This is a genomic window from Achromobacter sp. ACM02 (genome assembly GCF_014851605.1).
Classification (GTDB): domain Bacteria; phylum Pseudomonadota; class Gammaproteobacteria; order Burkholderiales; family Burkholderiaceae_B; genus Achromobacter; species Achromobacter aegrifaciens.
Window position 1 is genome coordinate 160,101 of record NZ_JACUZY010000001.1, and the last position, 16,931, is coordinate 177,031.

Sequence of the window (16,931 nt, forward strand, 5' to 3'; positions counted from 1 at the left end):
TAGTCAGGAGCCTTGCATGGCAAAGTTTTTTATCGATAGACCGGTCTTCGCATGGGTGATCGCGATCGTGCTGATGATGGCCGGCGCGCTGTCCATCCTGAAGCTGCCGGTTTCCCAATACCCCAACATCGCGCCGCCAGCCATCGGCATCGCGGTGACCTACCCGGGCGCGTCCGCGCAGACCGTGCAGGACACCGTGGTGCAGGTGATCGAGCAGCAGATGAACGGCCTGGACGGCCTGCAGTACATCTCCTCGGAAAGCAACTCCGACGGCAGCATGTCCATCACCCTGACCTTCACGCAGGGCACCAACCCTGATACCGCGCAGGTCCAGGTGCAGAACAAGCTGTCGCTGGCGCAGCCGCTCCTGCCGCAGGAAGTGCAGCAGCAGGGCATCCGCGTCACCAAGGCCACCAAGAACTTCCTGATCGTGGCGGGCTTCGTTTCCACCGACGGCTCGATGACCAAGGACGACCTGGCCGACTACGTCGCCTCGTATGTCCAGGATCCCATCAGCCGCACGCAGGGCGTGGGCGACTTCCAGCTGTTCGGCTCGCAGTACGCGATGCGCATCTGGCTGGATCCCGCCAAGCTCGTCAACTACGGCTTGACCACGGTCGACGTCGTGGCGGCGATCAAGGAACAGAACGTGCAGGTGTCGTCCGGCCAGCTGGGCGGCTTGCCGTCCGTGCGCGGCCAGCAACTGAACGCGACCATCATCGGGCCTTCGCGCCTGGAAAAGGCGGAAGACTTCGGCCGCATCCTGCTCAAGGTCAACGCCGACGGTTCGCAAGTGCGCCTGGGCGACGTGTCCAGCATCGAGCTGGGCGGCCAGACCTACGCCATCGACAGCTTCTACAACGGCAAGCCGGCCTCGGGCCTGGCGGTCAAGCTGGCGCCGGGCGCCAACGCGCTGGATACGGCCCAGGCGGTGCGCGACACCATCAACAACCTGAAGCCTTACTTCCCGCCGGGCATGGACGTCGTCTATCCGTACGACACCACGCCGTTCGTCAGCCTGTCGATCCATGAGGTGTTCAAGACGCTGATCGAGGCCATCATCCTGGTCTTCCTGGTGATGTACTTGTTCCTGCAGAACTTCCGCGCCACCATCATCCCGACGCTGGCAGTGCCGGTGGTGCTGCTGGGCACGTTCGGCGTGCTGGCGGCGTTCGGCTACTCCATCAACACGCTGACCATGTTCGGCATGGTGCTGGCCATCGGCCTCTTGGTGGACGATGCCATCGTGGTGGTGGAAAACGTCGAGCGCGTGATGGCCGAAGAGGGCTTGTCGCCCAAGCAGGCCACCCGCAAGTCCATGTCGCAGATCACCGGCGCCCTGATCGGCATCGCCATGGTGCTGGCGGCCGTGTTCATTCCCATGGCCTTCTTCGGCGGGTCCACGGGCGTGATCTACCGCCAGTTCTCCATCACCATCGTGTCCTCCATGGTGCTGTCGGTGATCGTGGCCATCGTGTTCACGCCGGCCTTGTGCGCGACCTTGCTCAAGCCCATCCCCAAGGGCCATCATGGCTCGAAGAAGGGCTTTTTCGGCTGGTTCAACCGCACGTTCGAGCGCAGCAGCAACGGCTACGCCAATACCGTCGCGCGCGGCTTGAACCGCAGCAAGCGTCTGATGGTGATCTACCTGGCGCTGGTCCTCGCCATGGGCTGGATGTTCACGCGCATTCCGACCGCGTTCCTGCCGGATGAGGACCAGGGCATTCTGTTCGCCCAGATCCAGACGCCTGCTGGCGCCACGGCGGAAGCCACCAAGGCCGTCATCGACGACGCCACCAAGTACTTGCTGAACGAGGAAAAGGACGCCGTCACCTCGGTGTTCGCGGTCAATGGCTTCAACTTCGGCGGCCGCGGCCAGAACGCGTCCATCCTGTTCATCAAGCTGCGCGACTGGGAAGAACGCGGCGACGCCCGCCTGAAGGCCGGCGCCGTGGCGGCACGGGCCAACGCGCACTTCCGCAAGACCGAGCGCCGCGGGCAATTGTTCGTGGTGCCGCCGCCGTCCGTGATGGAACTGGGCAACGTCACCGGTTTCGACTTCCAGTTGATGGACCGCGCAGGCGTGGGCCACGAGAAGCTGCTTGCCGCGCGCAACCAGTTGCTGGGCGAAGCCGCCAAGAGTCCGGTCCTGCAGGGCGTGCGCCCCAACGGCATCGAAGACGCGCCGCAGTACCAGCTGGACATCGACCGCGAGAAGGCGCGCGCCCTGGGCGTGGCGGTCTCGGACATCAACAGCACGCTGGCCACGGCCTGGGGTTCGTCGTACGTCAACGACTTCATCGACCGCGGCCGCGTGAAGAAGGTGTTCGCGCAGGGCGAGGCGTCGTCGCGCATGCTGCCGGAAGACCTGGACAAATGGTACGTGCGCAACAAGGCGGGCGACATGGTGCCGTTCTCGGCGTTCGCCAAGGCCACCTGGAGCTACGGTCCGCAAAAGCTCAACCGCTACAACGGCGTGCCGTCGTACAACATCCAGGGCCAGGCGGCGCCGGGCTACAGCTCGGGCGCGGCGATGGAAGAAATGGAACGCCTGGCGGGCAAGTTGCCGGTGGGCGTGGGCTTTGAATGGACCGGCCTGTCGTTCGAAGAACGCCTGTCCGGCGCCCAGGCGCCCGCGCTATACGCGATTTCGTTGATCGTGGTGTTCCTGTGCCTGGCGGCGCTGTACGAAAGCTGGACCATCCCGTCGGCGGTGATGCTGGTGGTGCCGTTGGGCATCATCGGAGCCTTGCTCGCCACCATGCTGCGGGGCCTGTCCAACGACGTGTACTTCCAGGTGGGTCTGCTCACAACCATCGGCTTGGCGGCCAAGAACGCGATCCTGATCGTCGAGTTCGCCAAAGAGCACTACGAGCAGGGCGCCAGCCTGACGGAATCGGCCATCCACGCCGCGCGGCAGCGCCTGCGTCCCATCCTGATGACGTCGCTGGCGTTCATCCTGGGCGTGACGCCGCTGGCGATCTCGTCGGGGGCGGGTTCGGGCAGCCAGAACGCCATCGGTACAGGCGTGATCGGCGGCATGCTGACCGGCACCTTCCTGGCCATCTTCTTTGTTCCGGCCTTCTTCGTGATCATGCTGCGCGTCTTCAAGGTCAAGCGCATGAGCGAAAACGTCGACGAGCACGACACCAGCGCCAATGGCACGCAGGGCGTCTCGACGGAGGGCCAACCGCAATGACATTCCCGATGAGAACCTTGCTGTCTGTTTCCCTGGCGGCGGCCCTGGCGGGCTGCTCGCTGGCCCCCACCTACGAACGGCCGGACGCGCCGGTCGACGCGGCCTATCCCACGGGTCCGTCCTACCAGGCGGCCCAGCCGGCCGACGCGGGCGGCCTGATGACGGCCGACATCGGCTGGCGCGATTTCTTCGGCTCGGACCCGCTGCTGCAACAGCTGATCGAGCAGTCGCTGGCCAACAACCGCGACCTGCGCGTGGCGGCCCTGAACGTCGAGGCGGCGCGCGCCCAGTACCGCATCCAGCGCGCCGACCTGATGCCCAGCATCGGCATCGCCGGCCAGGAAACGGCCCAGCGTTCGCCGGCCGATCTGTCGCCCAGCGGCCGCGCCACCACCAGCCACAGCTACCAGGTCGGCGCCGCCATGTCGGCCTGGGAGCTGGATCTGTTCGGCCGCATCCGCAGCCTGAGCGACAAAGCGCTGGAATCCTATCTGGCGCTGGACGAAACCCGCACGGCGACCCAGCTGACGCTGATCGCCGAAGTGGCCAACGCCTACCTGACCCTGCGCGCCGACCAGGAACTCGTCGGCCTGACGCGCGACACGCTCAAGAGCCAGCAGGATTCCTTCAAGCTCACGCAGCAGAGCTACGACCAGGGCTTGTCCACGGCGCTGGACCTGAGCCAGGCGGAAGTGTCGCTGCGCACCGCCGAGCGCAACCTGTCGCAATACACGCGCCAGGCCGCGCAGGACCGCAATGCGCTGGTCCTGCTGGTGGGCCAGCCGCTGTCGCCCGAGCTGACGGCGGCGCTGGATAACGCGGTCAAGCTAGACGATGCCATGCTGCCGACCACCTTGCCCGCCGGCCTGCCGTCGGACCTGCTGGCCCGCCGCCCGGACATCCGCGCGGCCGAGCACCAATTGAAGGGCGCCAACGCCAATATCGGCGCGGCGCGCGCCGCCTTCTTCCCGACCATCAGCCTGACGGGCTCGGCCGGTACCGCCAGCGCCAGCCTGGGCGGGCTGTTCGAAGGCGGCTCGGGCGCCTGGAGCTTCGTGCCCCAGATCACCGTGCCGATCTTCGCGGGCGGCTCGCTGCTTGCCGGCCTGGATCTGGCCAAGGTGCAGAAGAACATCCAGGTCGCGCAGTACGAGAAGTCGATCCAGACGGGTTTCCGCGAAGTGGCGGACGCCCTGGCCGGGCGCGGGACCCTGGACGAGCAGATCCAGGCGCAGCGGCTCCTGGTGGCCGCCAACCAGCGCGCCTACGACGCCTCGGATCAGCGTTTCCGCCAAGGCATCGACGACTACCTGAGCGTGCTGGATTCGCAGCGTTCGCTGTACAGCGCGCAGCAGGCCCTGGTGGACACGCGTCGGGCCAGGCTGTCCAACCTGGTCACGCTGTACAAGGTGCTGGGCGGCGGCTGGACCGAACGCACGGTGACCGCGCAGGCCCAGCAGCAATAAGGGCAGGCCGAAAAAAAACGGGCCGATCGAAAGATCGGCCCGTTTTCATTTCAGGTCCAGCAGAACGTCAGGCGCGTTTCTTGGCGATCAGGCCCACCACGAACAGCACGACGATCGCGCCGACGACCGATCCGATCCACCCGGCGGGTTCGCCCGGCGCGTACCAGCCTAGCGATTGGCCCAGGAATCCGGCGACGACCGAACCGACGATACCCAGGATGGTGGTCATGATGATCCCCATGTTCTGGTCTCCGGGCATGATGGCGCGGGCGATCAGGCCCACGACGAACCCGACGATGATCATGATGATTATGCTCATGCGCGTACTCCTTGCTGGAAGTAAAAGGGGGCAGTGTGGCTAGATGATACTCACGCCCCGCGCGTAGCGGCTGTAACAACTGGTGTATGGGGCGCACGGGCAACATTGCGCCCCGCCGGCGCTCAGGAAGTCAGGTCGATCAACTGGCGCACGTCCTTGGTCATGGCCTCGATGCTGTCCGTGTCCGATGCCAGCAAGCGGGCCTTGCCGTCCTTGTCGAATATATACACGCCGCGGCTGTGCGTGACTTCGTACATATCCGCGTCGTCGCCCGGGCGCGGCTTCTCGATCTGGTAGGCCACACGGTAGCGGCGCGCCAGGTCGGCGATCTGCTTTTCATCGCCGGTCACGCCGATGGCATTGTTGTTGAAGGCGTTGACGTAGGCCTGCAGGATGTCCGGCGTGTCGCGGTGCGGGTCCACGCTGACGAACAGGATGCGCACATCGCGGGCCTTGTCGCCCAGGTTCTGCAGCACCGCCGTCAACTGCGCCATGGTGGTGGGACAGATGTCCGGGCAGCTGGCATAGCCGAAGAACAGCAGCACCGTCTTGCCCTTCAGGTCGTCGCTGTTGACCATCTTGCCGCCTGCGCCGGGCAGCGAGAACTTCAGGTCGGGCAGGTGTCCCTTCACGTTGTACAGGGTCCAATCGACGTTCCTGTCGCCGCAGGCAGCGAGAAACACGCACAGGGTCAGCAGCAGGCTGCGCAGGGCGCGGCCGGAAATGAGGTGTCGCATGAGTCCAAGGGCCGGTAGAGGGTAAACCTTTTGATTCTACCCGCAAGGCGCGGGCAGGGCAGGGTGCGGGGGCGGGCGGACCTGGGGCCGGCTTGTCCTGGCGCAAGCCGCGGGGCCGGGACCGGCCGTCCGACTTGTAAAGCTTTGTCTGGTTATTGTTTGGAAGTGGCGAATTCGCCAGACCGGATGCCATGGCTGCCGCTACATTCAGGACCGTGTCAGATTTCAGAATCCAGAGGCGCCACATATGGACATGCCGGTCAGGAATTCCCTGGGCTACCCCTACTATCCCTACTATCCCGTCGTGCTCGACATCCTGCGCAGCCGCCTGGCGGATTCGGTGCTGGACGCGCCCTGCGGCACGGGCTGGCTGGGCGACATGCTGCCCGCCGCCAGCGGCCGGCAGGTCGATATCGACGGCGTGGGCCTGTGGGAGTTTCCGCAGGCCGGCGGCTACCGCCGCGTGACGGAGCACGACCTGGAAACGCCGTTGACGGTTGCCGAACCCTATGACGCCGTGGTCTGCTGCGAGGCGATCCATCTGCTGACCAACCCCGGCGTGCTGATGCAGAGCCTTTACCGCGCGCTGCGCCCGGGCGGCACCCTGATCGTCACCACGCCCAACACCTGGTATTTCCGTTCGCGCCTGCAGTTCCTGCTGCGCGGCTTCCATTCGGGGTTCCGGCCCATGGTGGGACGGCAGCGCGGCGAGGATTACGTCACGTACTTCCCCTGGAGCTTTCCGCAGCTGCACCTGCTGTTCCAGCACTACGGTTTCAGGGACATCAGCTTGCACGATGTGGACGAGATCAAGCCCAAGCGCATGGTCGAGCATGTGCTGGCCGTGCCGTCGCGCCTGTATTACGGCCGCCGGCTCAAACAGGCGCAGGACGAGGAAAGCCGCCGCTATTGGAAGCAGGCCGGCTCCGACCAGTCCGTGCATGGACGCTGGCTGGTGATGTCGGCGCGCCGGCCAGTCGACGACGCCGCCGCAACATAGCAAACGGCCCGCCAGGACGGGCCGTCGGGTAGCGACCGGGAAGCGGACGCTCAGGCAGGCGTCATGCCGCTATGGCGCAGCAGGGCGTCGATGCGAGGCGCACGTCCGCGGAAGGCGGCGAAGGACTCGGCCGCCGGGCGCGAACCGCCTACTGCCAGCACTTCGCGCCGGAAGCGTGCGCCCGTTTCGGGATCCAGCGTGCCCAGCGCGTTGCCGGCCTGGCGGGCCGCCGCCTCTTCGAAGGCCTCATAGGCGTCGGCCGACAGCACCTCTGCCCACTTGTAGCTGTAATAGCCCGCGCCGTAGCCGCCCGCGAACAGGTGCGAGAAGGCATGCGGCAGACGGTGCCAGGCGGGCGGGAACAGCACGGCCACTTCCTGGCGCACTTCCTGCAGCAGTGCCAGCACTTCGGCAATCGACGCGCCCTGGGCGCGGTCATGCATCAGCATGTCGAACAGCGCGAACTCGATCTGGCGCACGGTCTGCATGCCGCTCTGGTAGTTGCGGGCGGCGACCAGGCGGTCGTAGAGCGCGCGCGGCAGGGGCTCGCCCGTGTCTACATGGGCGGACAGCTTCTGCACCACCGCCCATTCCCAGCAGAAGTTCTCCATGAACTGCGAGGGCAGCTCGATGGCGTCCCATTCCACGCTGGCGAAGGCCGCCGCGCCGGGCTCGTCCACTTCGGACAGCAGGGCATGCAGCGCATGGCCGGTTTCATGGAACAGCGTGATGACGTCGTCGTGCGTCAGGACGGCGGCTTTGTCGCCGTTGGGGCGCGAGAAATTGCAGGTCAGGTAGGCGATGGGCGTCTGCACCTTGCCAGCCACGACGCGGCGCGTGCGTTCGCTGTCGACCCAGGCGCCGCTTTGCTTGCCGGCGCGGGCGTACAGGTCCAGATACAGATAACCGATGAGTTCGCCCTTGGGGCTTTCCACGCGCACGCCGCGCACGTCGCCATGCCAGGACGAGACGGGCGTTTCAGCCAGGCGCACATCGAACAGGGTCTCGATGACCTCGAACAGGCCCGACAGCACGCGCGGCTCGGTGAAATACTGCTTCACCTCGTCTTCGGAGTAGGCGTAGCGCGATTCGCGCAGGCGCTCGGAAGCGTAGGCCACGTCCCAGGGCTGCAGGTCGTCCAGGCCCAGTTCGCCGGTGGCGTAGGCTTTCAGTTCAGCCAGGTCGCGCTGGGCGTAGGGCTTGGCGCGCGCGGCCAGATCGCGCAGGAACACAGTGACTTCCTGCGCGTCGCGGGCCATGCGGGTCTGCAGGCGCAGCGCGGCGAAGGTGCCCAGGCCGAGCAGGCCGGCTTCCTCGGCGCGCAGGGACAGCAGCTCTTCGATGAGCGGCGAATTGTCGAATTTTCCGTCGCCGTGTTCCGACGCCACGGTGCCGTAGCCGCGGTACAGCGCCTCGCGCAGCGTACGGTCCTGGGCGTACTGCATCACCGGCAGGTAGCACGGCATCTTCAGCGTGAGCTTCCAGCCCGGCTTGCCGTCTTCCTCGGCCGCGGCGCGGGCCGCGGCCTGTACGTCGGCCGGAATGCCGGCCAGGCGGGCTTCGTCCTCGACCAGCAGCGCCCAGGCGTCGATCGAGTCCAGCACGTTTTCAGAGAATTTCTGCGAGGCCTGGGCCTCGCGGTCGGAAATGGCGGCGTAGCGTTCGCGGTCTGCGCCTTGCAGCTCCACGCCGCTCAGGCGGAAGTCGCGCAGGGCCATTTCCACGATGCGGCGGCGCACTGGCGTCCAGGACGCGAAATCGGGGGCGGCGGCCAGGCGCTGGTACTGCTTGTACAGGCCTTCGTGCAGGCCGACCCAGGTGGAGAATTCGGTCACCAGGGGCAGGGCGGCGTTGTAGGCTTCGCGCAGTTCCGGGGTGTTGACCACGGCGTTCAGGTGGCCGGCGACCGACCAGGCGCGCCACAGGCGCTCCGAGGCCGTGTCCAGCGGTTCAACCACGGCTTCCCAGGTGGGCGCCAGCGCGGGATCGGCGGCGCGGTCCACGGCCTGGCGGGCGATGCCCAGCAGTTCCTCGACCGCCGGCACGATGTGTCCGGGCTTGACGGCCGCGTAGTCGACGAGGTCGGAGACAGGGGCGAGCAGGGGGTTCTGGGTCATGGTGTTACAGGCTGGGAAGAGGTGAGCAGCGCCACGAGGCGCCGGCAAGGGCATGAGAATCAGGTGAGGGCGATCTGCCCGAACGCAAGGGCAGATCGCAATCCCCGTCCCGCGGCCTGGCCGGCCGCGGGTACGCCGGCCGTCAGGCTGCGGCGCGTTCGGCCGCTTCGATGGTGTTGACCAGCAGCATGGCGATGGTCATGGGGCCCACGCCGCCCGGAACGGGCGTGATGGCGCCGGCCACTTCCTTGGCCGAGGCGAAGTCCACGTCGCCGCACAGCTTGCCGTCGGCGCCGCGGTTGATGCCCACGTCGATGACGACCGCGCCGGGCTTGATCATCGAACCGTCGATCATGCCGGGCTTGCCGGTGGCGACCACCAGCACGTCGGCGCGGCGGGTCTGGGCCGCCAGGTCGCGCGTCTTGGAATTGCAGATGGTGATGGTGGCGCCGGCCTGCAGCAGCAGCATCGCCATGGGCTTGCCGACGATGTTGCTGGCGCCCACGATCACGGCCTCGGCGCCGCGCAGCGTCACGCCTTCCGATTCCAGCATCTTCATCACGCCATAGGGCGTGCAGGGGCGGAACAGCGGCTGGCCGGTCATGAGCAGGCCGGCGTTGCTGATATGGAAGCCGTCCACGTCCTTCTCGGCCGCGATGGCCTCGATGACCTTGTGCGAGTCCATGTGCTTGGGCAGCGGCAACTGCACCAGGATGCCGTGGATGGTCGGGTCCTGGTTCAGGATGGCGATGCGGGCCAGCAGTTCGGCCTCGGTCATGTCCGCGGGGTACTGCTCCTTGACGGAATGCAGGCCGGCCTTTTCGCAGGCGGCTACCTTGTTGCGGACGTACACCTGGGAAGCGGGGTCTTCACCCACCAGCACCACGGCCAGGCCGGGGCGCGTGCCCTTGGCGGCCAGGGCCGCAACGCGTTGGGCAGCTTCTTCGCGAATGCGCGCCGACAGGGCCGCGCCGTCGATAATCCTTGCCGTCATGCCGTCGCCTCGGGTTTGGCCAAGGCCACTTTCATCAAATCAGCTACGGTGGTCACTTCAAGTTTTTCCATGATGTTGGCGCGGTGCGCCTCTACGGTCTTGATGCTGATGCCCAGGTCGTCGGCGATCTGCTTGTTCAAGCGGCCGGCGACGATGCGCTCCAGCACCTGCTGCTCGCGCGCGGTCAGGCGCGCCAGCATGGCTTCGTGGTCTTTCTGGGCCTGGTGCTTGCTCACGCGCTGCGTGGCCTGCTCCAGCATGCGCGCCACGATCTCGCGCAAATCGGATTCATTGAACGGCTTTTCCAGGAAGTCGACCGCGCCTTTCTTCATGGTGGACACGGCCATCGGTACGTCGCCGTGGCCGGTGATGAACACGATGGGCAGCGGCGCATTTCGGGCGATCAGCTGCTCCTGCAGTTCCAGGCCGCTCATGCCGGGCATGCGCACGTCGGCGATCAGCACGCCGATCTGGCTGGCGTCGTAGTCTTCCAGGAAGGACTCGCCGCTGGCGTAGGCGCGAACGCGATAGCCATTGGCCTCCAATAGCCAGCGCAGCGAATCGCGGACCGCTTCGTCGTCGTCAACAATGAAAACCGTGCTCGACAGGTGGGGCGTGTTCATGCGTGCAACTCCTCGGACTGATCGTTCTGGGCCTGCGACTGGGGTGCAGCGCAGGGCAGGGTAAAGCGGAAAATGGTGCCACCGGCGGGATTGGGATCCGCCCACAAGCGGCCGTGGTGCGATTCAATAATGGTACGGCAGATGTTCAGCCCCATGCCCAGGCCCTGGGTCTTGGTGCTGAAGAAGGGTTCGAACAGGCGTTCGGGTTCGGCCAGGCCGTGGCCGCGATCGACCACCGCGACCTCGATGTGCTGTTCATGCAGGATCACGGCGACCTTGAGTTCGTCGGATTCGCTTTTTTCCATGGCCTCCAGCCCGTTCTTCAGCAGGTTCAACAGCACCTGCTCGATCAGGATGGGGTCGGCCAGCACGTCCGGCGCGTTGGACGGCACGAAGCGGTCGATGCGGATACGGCGCTTGCGGGCGTCGATCTCGGCGAAACCGATGGCATTGTCCACGATCCGGCTGATGGCCACGCGCTGGCGGCGGGGCTCGCTGCGCTTCACGAATTCGCGGATGCGGCTGATGATCTTGCCGGCGCGCTCGGCTTGCGAGGCGGCCTTTTCCAGGGCCGGCAGCAGCATGTTGGGGCTGGTGTGGCCGGCCTTGACCAGGGCGACGGCGCCCATGCTGTAGTTGGCGATGGCGGTCAGCGGCTGGTTCAGTTCATGCGCCAGCGAAGACGCCATTTCGCCCATGGTGGTCAGGCGGCTGGTGAGCTGGATCTTTTCCTGCTGCACGCGCGAGGCTTCCTCGTGCACGCGGCGCTCGGTGATGTCGCGCGCCACCTGCATGCGCACGCGGCGGCCGTCGGTCCAGGCCAGCATGCGGTGGTGCACTTCGAACCAGCGCTGCACCGAGGGCGCGAAGACTTCCACGGATTCGTCGGTGAAGCGGCCGCGGCGGCCGGCCAGCAGCTCGTCGTGGCCGCCGGTCTGGGCGCCGAACACGCGGCGGTAGGTGCGGTTGGCGAACAGCAGTTCCAGGCCGTCGTGGGTGTCGGCGGTGACCGAGATGGCGTCGTCCAGGCCTTCCAGCACCGTCATGAAGCGCTCGTGCGCCGCGGTCAGGGCCTCGCGGATGCGCTTGGGCTCGGTGATGTCGGTCATGGAGGTCATCCAGCCGATCTGGTTGCCGTTGGGGTCCAGTAGCGGGGACACATACATGCGCGCCGTGAATCGCGATCCGTCGCGGCGCTGCGCCTCGACCTCCAGGCCGCTGCTGGGCGTCTTGCCGGACATCAGCACGTCCAGGGTGTGCTGATGCTGTTCATGGCGGCCCGGCACCCAATAAGGGAAGGGCGGGCTGCGGCCGATCAGGTCGGCCTCGTTCCAGCCGATCATGCGGCAGAAGGCCGGGTTCACGTAGGCGATGCGGCCTTCCATGTCCAGCACGCGCATGCCGGTGGACATGGAGTTCTCCATGGCGCGGCGGAATCCGGTTTCGGCGATCAGGGCGGCTTCGGCCGCCGAACGGAAACGGGTATAGCGCCACAGCATCAGCAGGCTGATGACGATCACACAGGACAGGGCCAGCACTACCCAGATCAGGCGCTGCTGGCGCATTTCCTGGTCGATGGTGACAAACATGACACTGTCGTCATGGATGCGCTGCAGCCAGAAAAACACCGCCATCACACAGATATAGAGAATCAGCACCATTGCTGGCGTGACCCAGTACACCCCGCGTCGGCGAGTGCGGGCGTGATCGTGGAACGGCGTAGGGATATTGGACTTGGGCGCGCTGGACATGGAATTCGGGCCGGATAGACCGCGCATTTTAGTGCGTGTTGGCAGGGATTTGCCGGGAATCGACTCGTCCTTTTGGAGTACCTAAGTAAAAGTATGACGCCAAAGCGTTCAGCTGGCTTTAAATTTTCCGCATTATGAAATGCCGTACCGCAACATGAAATTTTTCTTGCGACCGGTTAATCTTCTTTCTTAGAATGCCGGCTGATAGGGAACCGACCCAGTAGCAGGTCTCTAGAACAACCCGACCCCATGCCTTGCATGGTAGCCCGGATGATCCCGGCTACCATGCAATGTCCGCGAGTAGATAAGTAAGCGGGTGCGGTCACGAACATTCCAACAGGAGACACACGATGTCCTCTTACGCCCAGGCTGGCGCCGTACAGGCTGCCAACGACGAAGACACCCTTGAAACCCAGGAGTGGCTCGAAGCCCTGGCGGCTGTCCTTGATCGTGAAGGACCGCAGCGCGCCCACTATCTGCTCGAACGCCTGATCGACGAAGCCCGCCGTTCCGGCGCGCATATCCCGTTCTCGCCCAACACTGCCTACGTCAACACGATTCCCCCCGGCCTGGAGCCGGCGCACCCGGGCAACCTGGAGCTGGAATCGCGCATCCGTTCGTACGTGCGCTGGAACGCCATGGCCATGGTGGTCAAGGCCAACAAGCACAATCCGCCGGACGGCGGCGACCTGGGCGGCCACATCGCCTCCTTCGCCTCGCTGGCCACCATGATCGGCTGCGGCCAGAACCATTTCTGGCACGCCGAAGACGAAAACCACGGCGGCGACCTGGTCTACTTCCAGGGCCACACCTCCCCCGGCATGTACGGCCGCGCCTACCTCGAAGGCCGCCTGACCGAAGACCAGCTGAACCACTTCCGCCAGGAAGTGGACGGCAAGGGCCTGTCCTCGTACCCGCATCCCAAGCTGATGCCGGACTTCTGGCAGTTCCCGACGGTGTCGATGGGCCTGGGCCCGCTGATGGCCATCTACCAGGCCCGCTTCCTGAAGTACCTGCACGCCCGCGGCATCGCCGACACCAGCAAGCGCAAGGTCTGGGTGTTCTGCGGCGACGGCGAAATGGACGAACCCGAATCGCTGGGCGCCATCGCCCTGGCCGCCCGCGAAAAGCTGGACAACCTGATCTTCGTCATCAACTGCAACCTGCAGCGCCTGGACGGCCCGGTCCGCGGCAACGGCAAGATCATCCAGGAACTCGAAGGCGACTTCCGCGGTTCGGGCTGGAACGTGATCAAGCTGATCTGGGGTGGCTACTGGGATCCGCTGCTGGCGCACGACAAGGAAGGCATCCTGCGCAAGATCATGGAAGACACCGTCGACGGCGAGTACCAGGCGTACAAGGCCAACGACGGCAAGTTCGTGCGCGAGCACTTCTTCGGCAAGCATCCGAAGCTGCTGGAAGCCGTGTCGCGCATGAGCGACGAAGACATCTGGCGCCTGAACCGCGGCGGCCATGACCCGCACAAGGTGTACGCCGCGTTCAACGCCGCCGCCACCCACGAGGGCCAGCCCACCGTCATCCTGGCCAAGACCATCAAGGGCTACGGCATGGGCCACGTCGGCCAGGCCAAGAACCCCACCCACCAGCAGAAGAAGCTGGAGCTGGACTCGATCCGCGAATTCCGCGACCGTTTCGGCATCCCCATCCCGGACGACCAGCTGGCCGACCTGCCGTACTTCAAGCCGGCCGAAGACTCGCCCGAAATGAAGTACCTGCACGAGCGCCGCGCCGCGCTGGGCGGCTACCTGCCCCGCCGCCGCGCCAAGGCCGACGAGCAACTCAAGGCCCCGGCGCTGGACGCCTTCAAGGCCGTGCTGGAACCCACCGCCGAAGGCCGTGAAATCTCCACCACCCAAGCCTTCGTGCGCATCCTGAACCAGGTGCTGCGCGACAAGGAGCTGGGTCCGCGCGTCGTGCCGATCCTGGCCGACGAATCGCGCACCTTTGGCATGGAAGGCCTGTTCCGCCAAATCGGCATTTATGCGCCGGAAGGCCAGAAGTACACCCCGGTCGACAAGGACCAGGTCATGTACTACAAGGAAGCGGCCGACGGCCAGCTCCTGCAGGAAGGCATCAACGAAGCGGGCGCGATGAGCTCCTGGATTGCGGCGGCCACGTCGTACTCCTCGAACAACCGCATCATGATCCCGTTCTTCATCTACTACTCGATGTTCGGGTTCCAGCGCATCGGCGACCTGGCCTGGGCGGCCGGCGACATGCAGGCGCGCGGCTTCCTCCTGGGCGGCACCGCCGGGCGCACCACGCTCAACGGCGAAGGCCTGCAGCACGAAGACGGCCACAGCCACATCCTGGCGTCGACCATCCCGAACTGCGTCTCGTACGACCCGACCTTCGGCCACGAACTGGCCGTGATCATCCAGCATGGCCTGAAGCGCATGGTGGAAGACCAGGAAAACGTCTACTACTACCTGACGGTGATGAACGAAAACTACCCGCAGCCCGGTCTGACCCAGGGCGACGAGGAAGGCATCATCAAGGGCATGTACAAGCTCAAGTCGCACGGCAAGGGCAAGAACCGCGTGCAGCTGATGGGCTCGGGCACCATCCTGCGCGAAGTCATGGCCGCGCAAGAACTGCTGGAAGCCGACTGGGGCGTGGCTTCGGACCTGTGGAGCGTCACCAGCTTCACGGAACTGCGCCGCAACGGCCTGGACGCCGAGCGCCACAACATGCTGCACCCCGACGAGAAGAAGCCGCAGGTGGCTTACGTCACGGAACAGCTGGCCAAGACGGAAGGCCCGATCATCGCGTCGACCGACTACATGAAGCTCTTCGCCGACCAGATCCGTCCGTTCGTGCCCAAGGGCCGCGAGTACAAGGTGCTGGGCACCGACGGTTTCGGCCGCTCGGATTTCCGCTCGAAGCTGCGCGAGCACTTCGAAGTGGATCGCCACTTCGTCGTCGTCGCCGCGCTGCGCGCGCTGGCCGACGAAGGCAAGGTGCCGGTCGCCAAGGTGGCCGAAGCCATCAAGAAGTACGGCATCAATCCGAACAAAGCCAACCCGCAATACGCCTGAGGGTAAAGAGACATGAGCAACATCGTGCAAATCAAGGTTCCCGACATCGGCGACTTCAAGGAAGTGGAAGTCATCGAAGTGCTGGTGGCGGTGGGCGACACGATCAAGGCTGAACAAAGCCTGATCACCGTCGAGTCCGACAAGGCCTCGATGGAGATCCCCGCGTCGCAAGGCGGCGTGGTGAAGTCGATCAGCGTGAAGGTGGGCGACAAGGTTGCCGAAGGCACGGTCGTGCTGGAAGTGGAAGCGGCGGGCGCGGGCGAGGCTGCGGCCCCCGCGGCTGCGCCGGCCAAGGAAGAGGCTCCCAAGGCCGAAGCCAAGGCTGCCGCGCAGCCGGCCGCCGCCGCCGCACCGGCCGCCTCCAGCGGTCCGGTGAACATCGAAGTGCCCGACATCGGCGACTTCAAGGAAGTCGAAGTCATCGAAGTCATGGTCGCGGTGGGCGACACCATCAAGGCCGAGCAAAGCCTGATCACCGTCGAGTCCGACAAGGCCTCGATGGAAATCCCCGCCTCGCAAGGCGGCGTGGTCAAGGAAGTGAAGGTCAAGGTCGGCGACAAGGTTGCCAAGGGCTCGGTCGTGGTCGTGGTGGAGGGCGCTGCGCCCGCCGCCGCTGCCGCCGCAGCCCCGGCTCCGGCCGCCAAGGCAGAGGCCGCTGCCGCGCCCGCCGCCAAGGCCGAAGCGCCTGCGCCTGCCGCGCAGCGTCCGGCTCCGGCCGCCGCGCTCGAAGACGCCAACCTCAAGCCCGGCCAGCTGCCGCACGCGTCCCCCTCGGTGCGCAAGTTCGCGCGCGAACTGGGCGTCAACCTGAGCAAGGTCAAGGGCTCCGGTCCCAAGGACCGCATCACCGCCGACGACGTGCGCGGCTTCGTCAAGCAGGCGCTCGCTGCTGGTCCGGTGGCCGCTGCCGGCGGTTCGGCCGATGGGGCCGCGCTGGGCCTGTTGCCGTGGCCGAAGGTCGACTTCACCAAGTTCGGCCCGATCGAAGCCAAGCCGCTGTCGCGCATCAAGAAGATCTCCGGCGCGAACCTGCACCGCAATTGGGTCATGATCCCGCACGTCACCAACAACGACGAAGCGGACATCACCGACCTGGAAGCGCTGCGCGTCACGCTGAACAAGGAAAACGAGAAGTCGGGCATCAAAGTCACGATGCTGGCCTTCCTGATCAAGGCCGTGGTCGCGGCCCTGAAGAAGTTCCCCGAGTTCAACGCCTCGCTGGACGGCGACAACCTGGTGCTCAAGCAGTACTACCACATCGGCTTCGCCGCCGACACGCCCAACGGGCTGGTGGTGCCGGTGATCCGCGATGCCGACAAGAAGGGCATTCTGCAGATCGCCCAGGAAATGACCGACCTGTCCAAGAAGGCGCGTGACGGCAAGATCTCGCCCGCCGAAATGCAGGGCGGCTGCTTCTCGATCTCGTCCCTGGGCGGCATCGGCGGCACCTCGTTCACGCCCATCATCAACGCCCCTGAAGTGGCGATCCTGGGTGTGTCGCGCTCCTCGCACAAGCCCGTGTGGGACGGCAAGCAGTTCGTGCCGCGCCTGATCGTGCCGCTGTCGCTGTCGTACGACCACCGCGTCATCGACGGCGCCGCGGCCGCGCGCTTCAACGCCTATCTGGGCGCCTTGCTGGCCGACTTCCGCCGCATCGCGCTGTAAA

At 65.7% G+C, this 16,931-nt stretch carries 11 protein-coding genes; 5 read left to right on the plus strand and 6 right to left on the minus strand.

The features are described 5' to 3' along the window. Nucleotides 1-16 precede the first annotated feature (16 nt). Together IB258_RS00720 and adeC are read left to right on the plus strand one after the other, a co-directional pair. Nucleotides 17-3,199: an efflux RND transporter permease subunit gene (locus tag IB258_RS00720; protein ID WP_054456637.1), complete on the plus strand. Its 3,183-nt coding sequence runs from the start codon at nt 17-19 to the stop codon at nt 3,197-3,199. Then, nucleotides 3,196-4,665 (plus strand): AdeC/AdeK/OprM family multidrug efflux complex outer membrane factor, encoded by a 1,470-nt coding sequence (gene adeC / locus IB258_RS00725; RefSeq protein ID WP_054456638.1) that lies wholly within the window; start codon nt 3,196-3,198, stop codon nt 4,663-4,665. Before IB258_RS00720 ends, adeC begins: the two co-directional genes overlap by 4 nt. A gap of 67 nt (nt 4,666-4,732) precedes the next feature. Here the strand turns inward: adeC and IB258_RS00730 are convergent, their stop codons facing one another. Together IB258_RS00730 and IB258_RS00735 are read right to left on the minus strand one after the other, a co-directional pair. After that, nucleotides 4,733-4,984 (minus strand): GlsB/YeaQ/YmgE family stress response membrane protein, encoded by a 252-nt coding sequence (locus IB258_RS00730; protein WP_013393352.1) that lies wholly within the window; start codon nt 4,982-4,984, stop codon nt 4,733-4,735. Between the two features lie 122 nt (nt 4,985-5,106). Further along, nucleotides 5,107-5,721 (minus strand): SCO family protein, encoded by a 615-nt coding sequence (locus IB258_RS00735; RefSeq protein WP_054456639.1) that lies wholly within the window; start codon nt 5,719-5,721, stop codon nt 5,107-5,109. 247 nt (nt 5,722-5,968) lie between these two features. On the opposite strand from IB258_RS00735, the gene IB258_RS00740 reads away from it, so the two are divergent. Continuing rightward, complete coding sequence (locus IB258_RS00740; RefSeq protein WP_175213221.1) at nt 5,969-6,721, plus strand: bifunctional 2-polyprenyl-6-hydroxyphenol methylase/3-demethylubiquinol 3-O-methyltransferase UbiG; 753 nt, start codon at nt 5,969-5,971, stop codon at nt 6,719-6,721. A 50-nt stretch (nt 6,722-6,771) separates the two neighbouring features. On the opposite strand, the gene IB258_RS00745 is transcribed toward IB258_RS00740, so the two are convergent. The 4 genes from IB258_RS00745 to IB258_RS00760 all read right to left on the minus strand — a co-directional run bounded on the left by IB258_RS00745 (nt 6,772) and on the right by IB258_RS00760 (nt 12,206). After that, nucleotides 6,772-8,838, minus strand: a complete 2,067-nt coding sequence (locus IB258_RS00745; RefSeq protein ID WP_192351990.1) for a M3 family metallopeptidase — start codon at nt 8,836-8,838, stop codon at nt 6,772-6,774. A 142-nt stretch (nt 8,839-8,980) separates the two neighbouring features. Next, the gene (gene folD, locus IB258_RS00750; RefSeq protein ID WP_042793255.1) at nt 8,981-9,832 is read right to left on the minus strand and encodes a bifunctional methylenetetrahydrofolate dehydrogenase/methenyltetrahydrofolate cyclohydrolase FolD; all 852 of its coding nucleotides are present in this window, start codon (nt 9,830-9,832) and stop codon (nt 8,981-8,983) included. After that, a complete protein-coding gene (locus IB258_RS00755) occupies nt 9,829-10,455 on the minus strand; it encodes a response regulator transcription factor (RefSeq protein WP_054456641.1) in 627 nt (208 codons plus the stop codon). The genes folD and IB258_RS00755 overlap by 4 nt, the downstream gene beginning before the upstream one ends. Continuing rightward, nucleotides 10,452-12,206, minus strand: a complete 1,755-nt coding sequence (locus IB258_RS00760; RefSeq protein WP_013393358.1) for a PAS domain S-box protein — start codon at nt 12,204-12,206, stop codon at nt 10,452-10,454. Before IB258_RS00760 ends, IB258_RS00755 begins: the two co-directional genes overlap by 4 nt. A 350-nt stretch (nt 12,207-12,556) precedes the next feature. Here IB258_RS00760 and aceE point away from each other — a divergent pair, with 350 nt between their 5' ends. Beyond that, complete coding sequence (aceE, locus tag IB258_RS00765; protein ID WP_054456642.1) at nt 12,557-15,265, plus strand: pyruvate dehydrogenase (acetyl-transferring), homodimeric type; 2,709 nt, start codon at nt 12,557-12,559, stop codon at nt 15,263-15,265. Between the two features lie 12 nt (nt 15,266-15,277). Beyond that, nucleotides 15,278-16,930, plus strand: coding sequence for a dihydrolipoyllysine-residue acetyltransferase (gene aceF, locus IB258_RS00770; RefSeq protein ID WP_192351991.1), 1,653 nt, complete (start codon nt 15,278-15,280; stop codon nt 16,928-16,930). The last annotated feature ends 1 nt before the right edge of the window (nt 16,931 follow it).

What these genes read in the sequence shown, in the direction of transcription:
- IB258_RS00740 (WP_175213221.1), top strand. Translation starts at nt 5,969, where the DNA reads ATGGACATGCCGGTCAGGAATTCCCTGGGCTACCCCTACTATCCCTAC.
- adeC (WP_054456638.1), top strand. Translation starts at nt 3,196, where the DNA reads ATGACATTCCCGATGAGAACCTTGCTGTCTGTTTCCCTGGCGGCGGCC.
- IB258_RS00760 (WP_013393358.1), bottom strand. Translation starts at nt 12,206, where the DNA reads ATGTCCAGCGCGCCCAAGTCCAATATCCCTACGCCGTTCCACGATCAC.
- IB258_RS00720 (WP_054456637.1), top strand. Translation starts at nt 17, where the DNA reads ATGGCAAAGTTTTTTATCGATAGACCGGTCTTCGCATGGGTGATCGCG.
- IB258_RS00730 (WP_013393352.1), bottom strand. Translation starts at nt 4,984, where the DNA reads ATGAGCATAATCATCATGATCATCGTCGGGTTCGTCGTGGGCCTGATC.
- folD (WP_042793255.1), bottom strand. Translation starts at nt 9,832, where the DNA reads ATGACGGCAAGGATTATCGACGGCGCGGCCCTGTCGGCGCGCATTCGC.
- IB258_RS00735 (WP_054456639.1), bottom strand. Translation starts at nt 5,721, where the DNA reads ATGCGACACCTCATTTCCGGCCGCGCCCTGCGCAGCCTGCTGCTGACC.
- IB258_RS00755 (WP_054456641.1), bottom strand. Translation starts at nt 10,455, where the DNA reads ATGAACACGCCCCACCTGTCGAGCACGGTTTTCATTGTTGACGACGAC.
- aceE (WP_054456642.1), top strand. Translation starts at nt 12,557, where the DNA reads ATGTCCTCTTACGCCCAGGCTGGCGCCGTACAGGCTGCCAACGACGAA.
- IB258_RS00745 (WP_192351990.1), bottom strand. Translation starts at nt 8,838, where the DNA reads ATGACCCAGAACCCCCTGCTCGCCCCTGTCTCCGACCTCGTCGACTAC.
- aceF (WP_192351991.1), top strand. Translation starts at nt 15,278, where the DNA reads ATGAGCAACATCGTGCAAATCAAGGTTCCCGACATCGGCGACTTCAAG.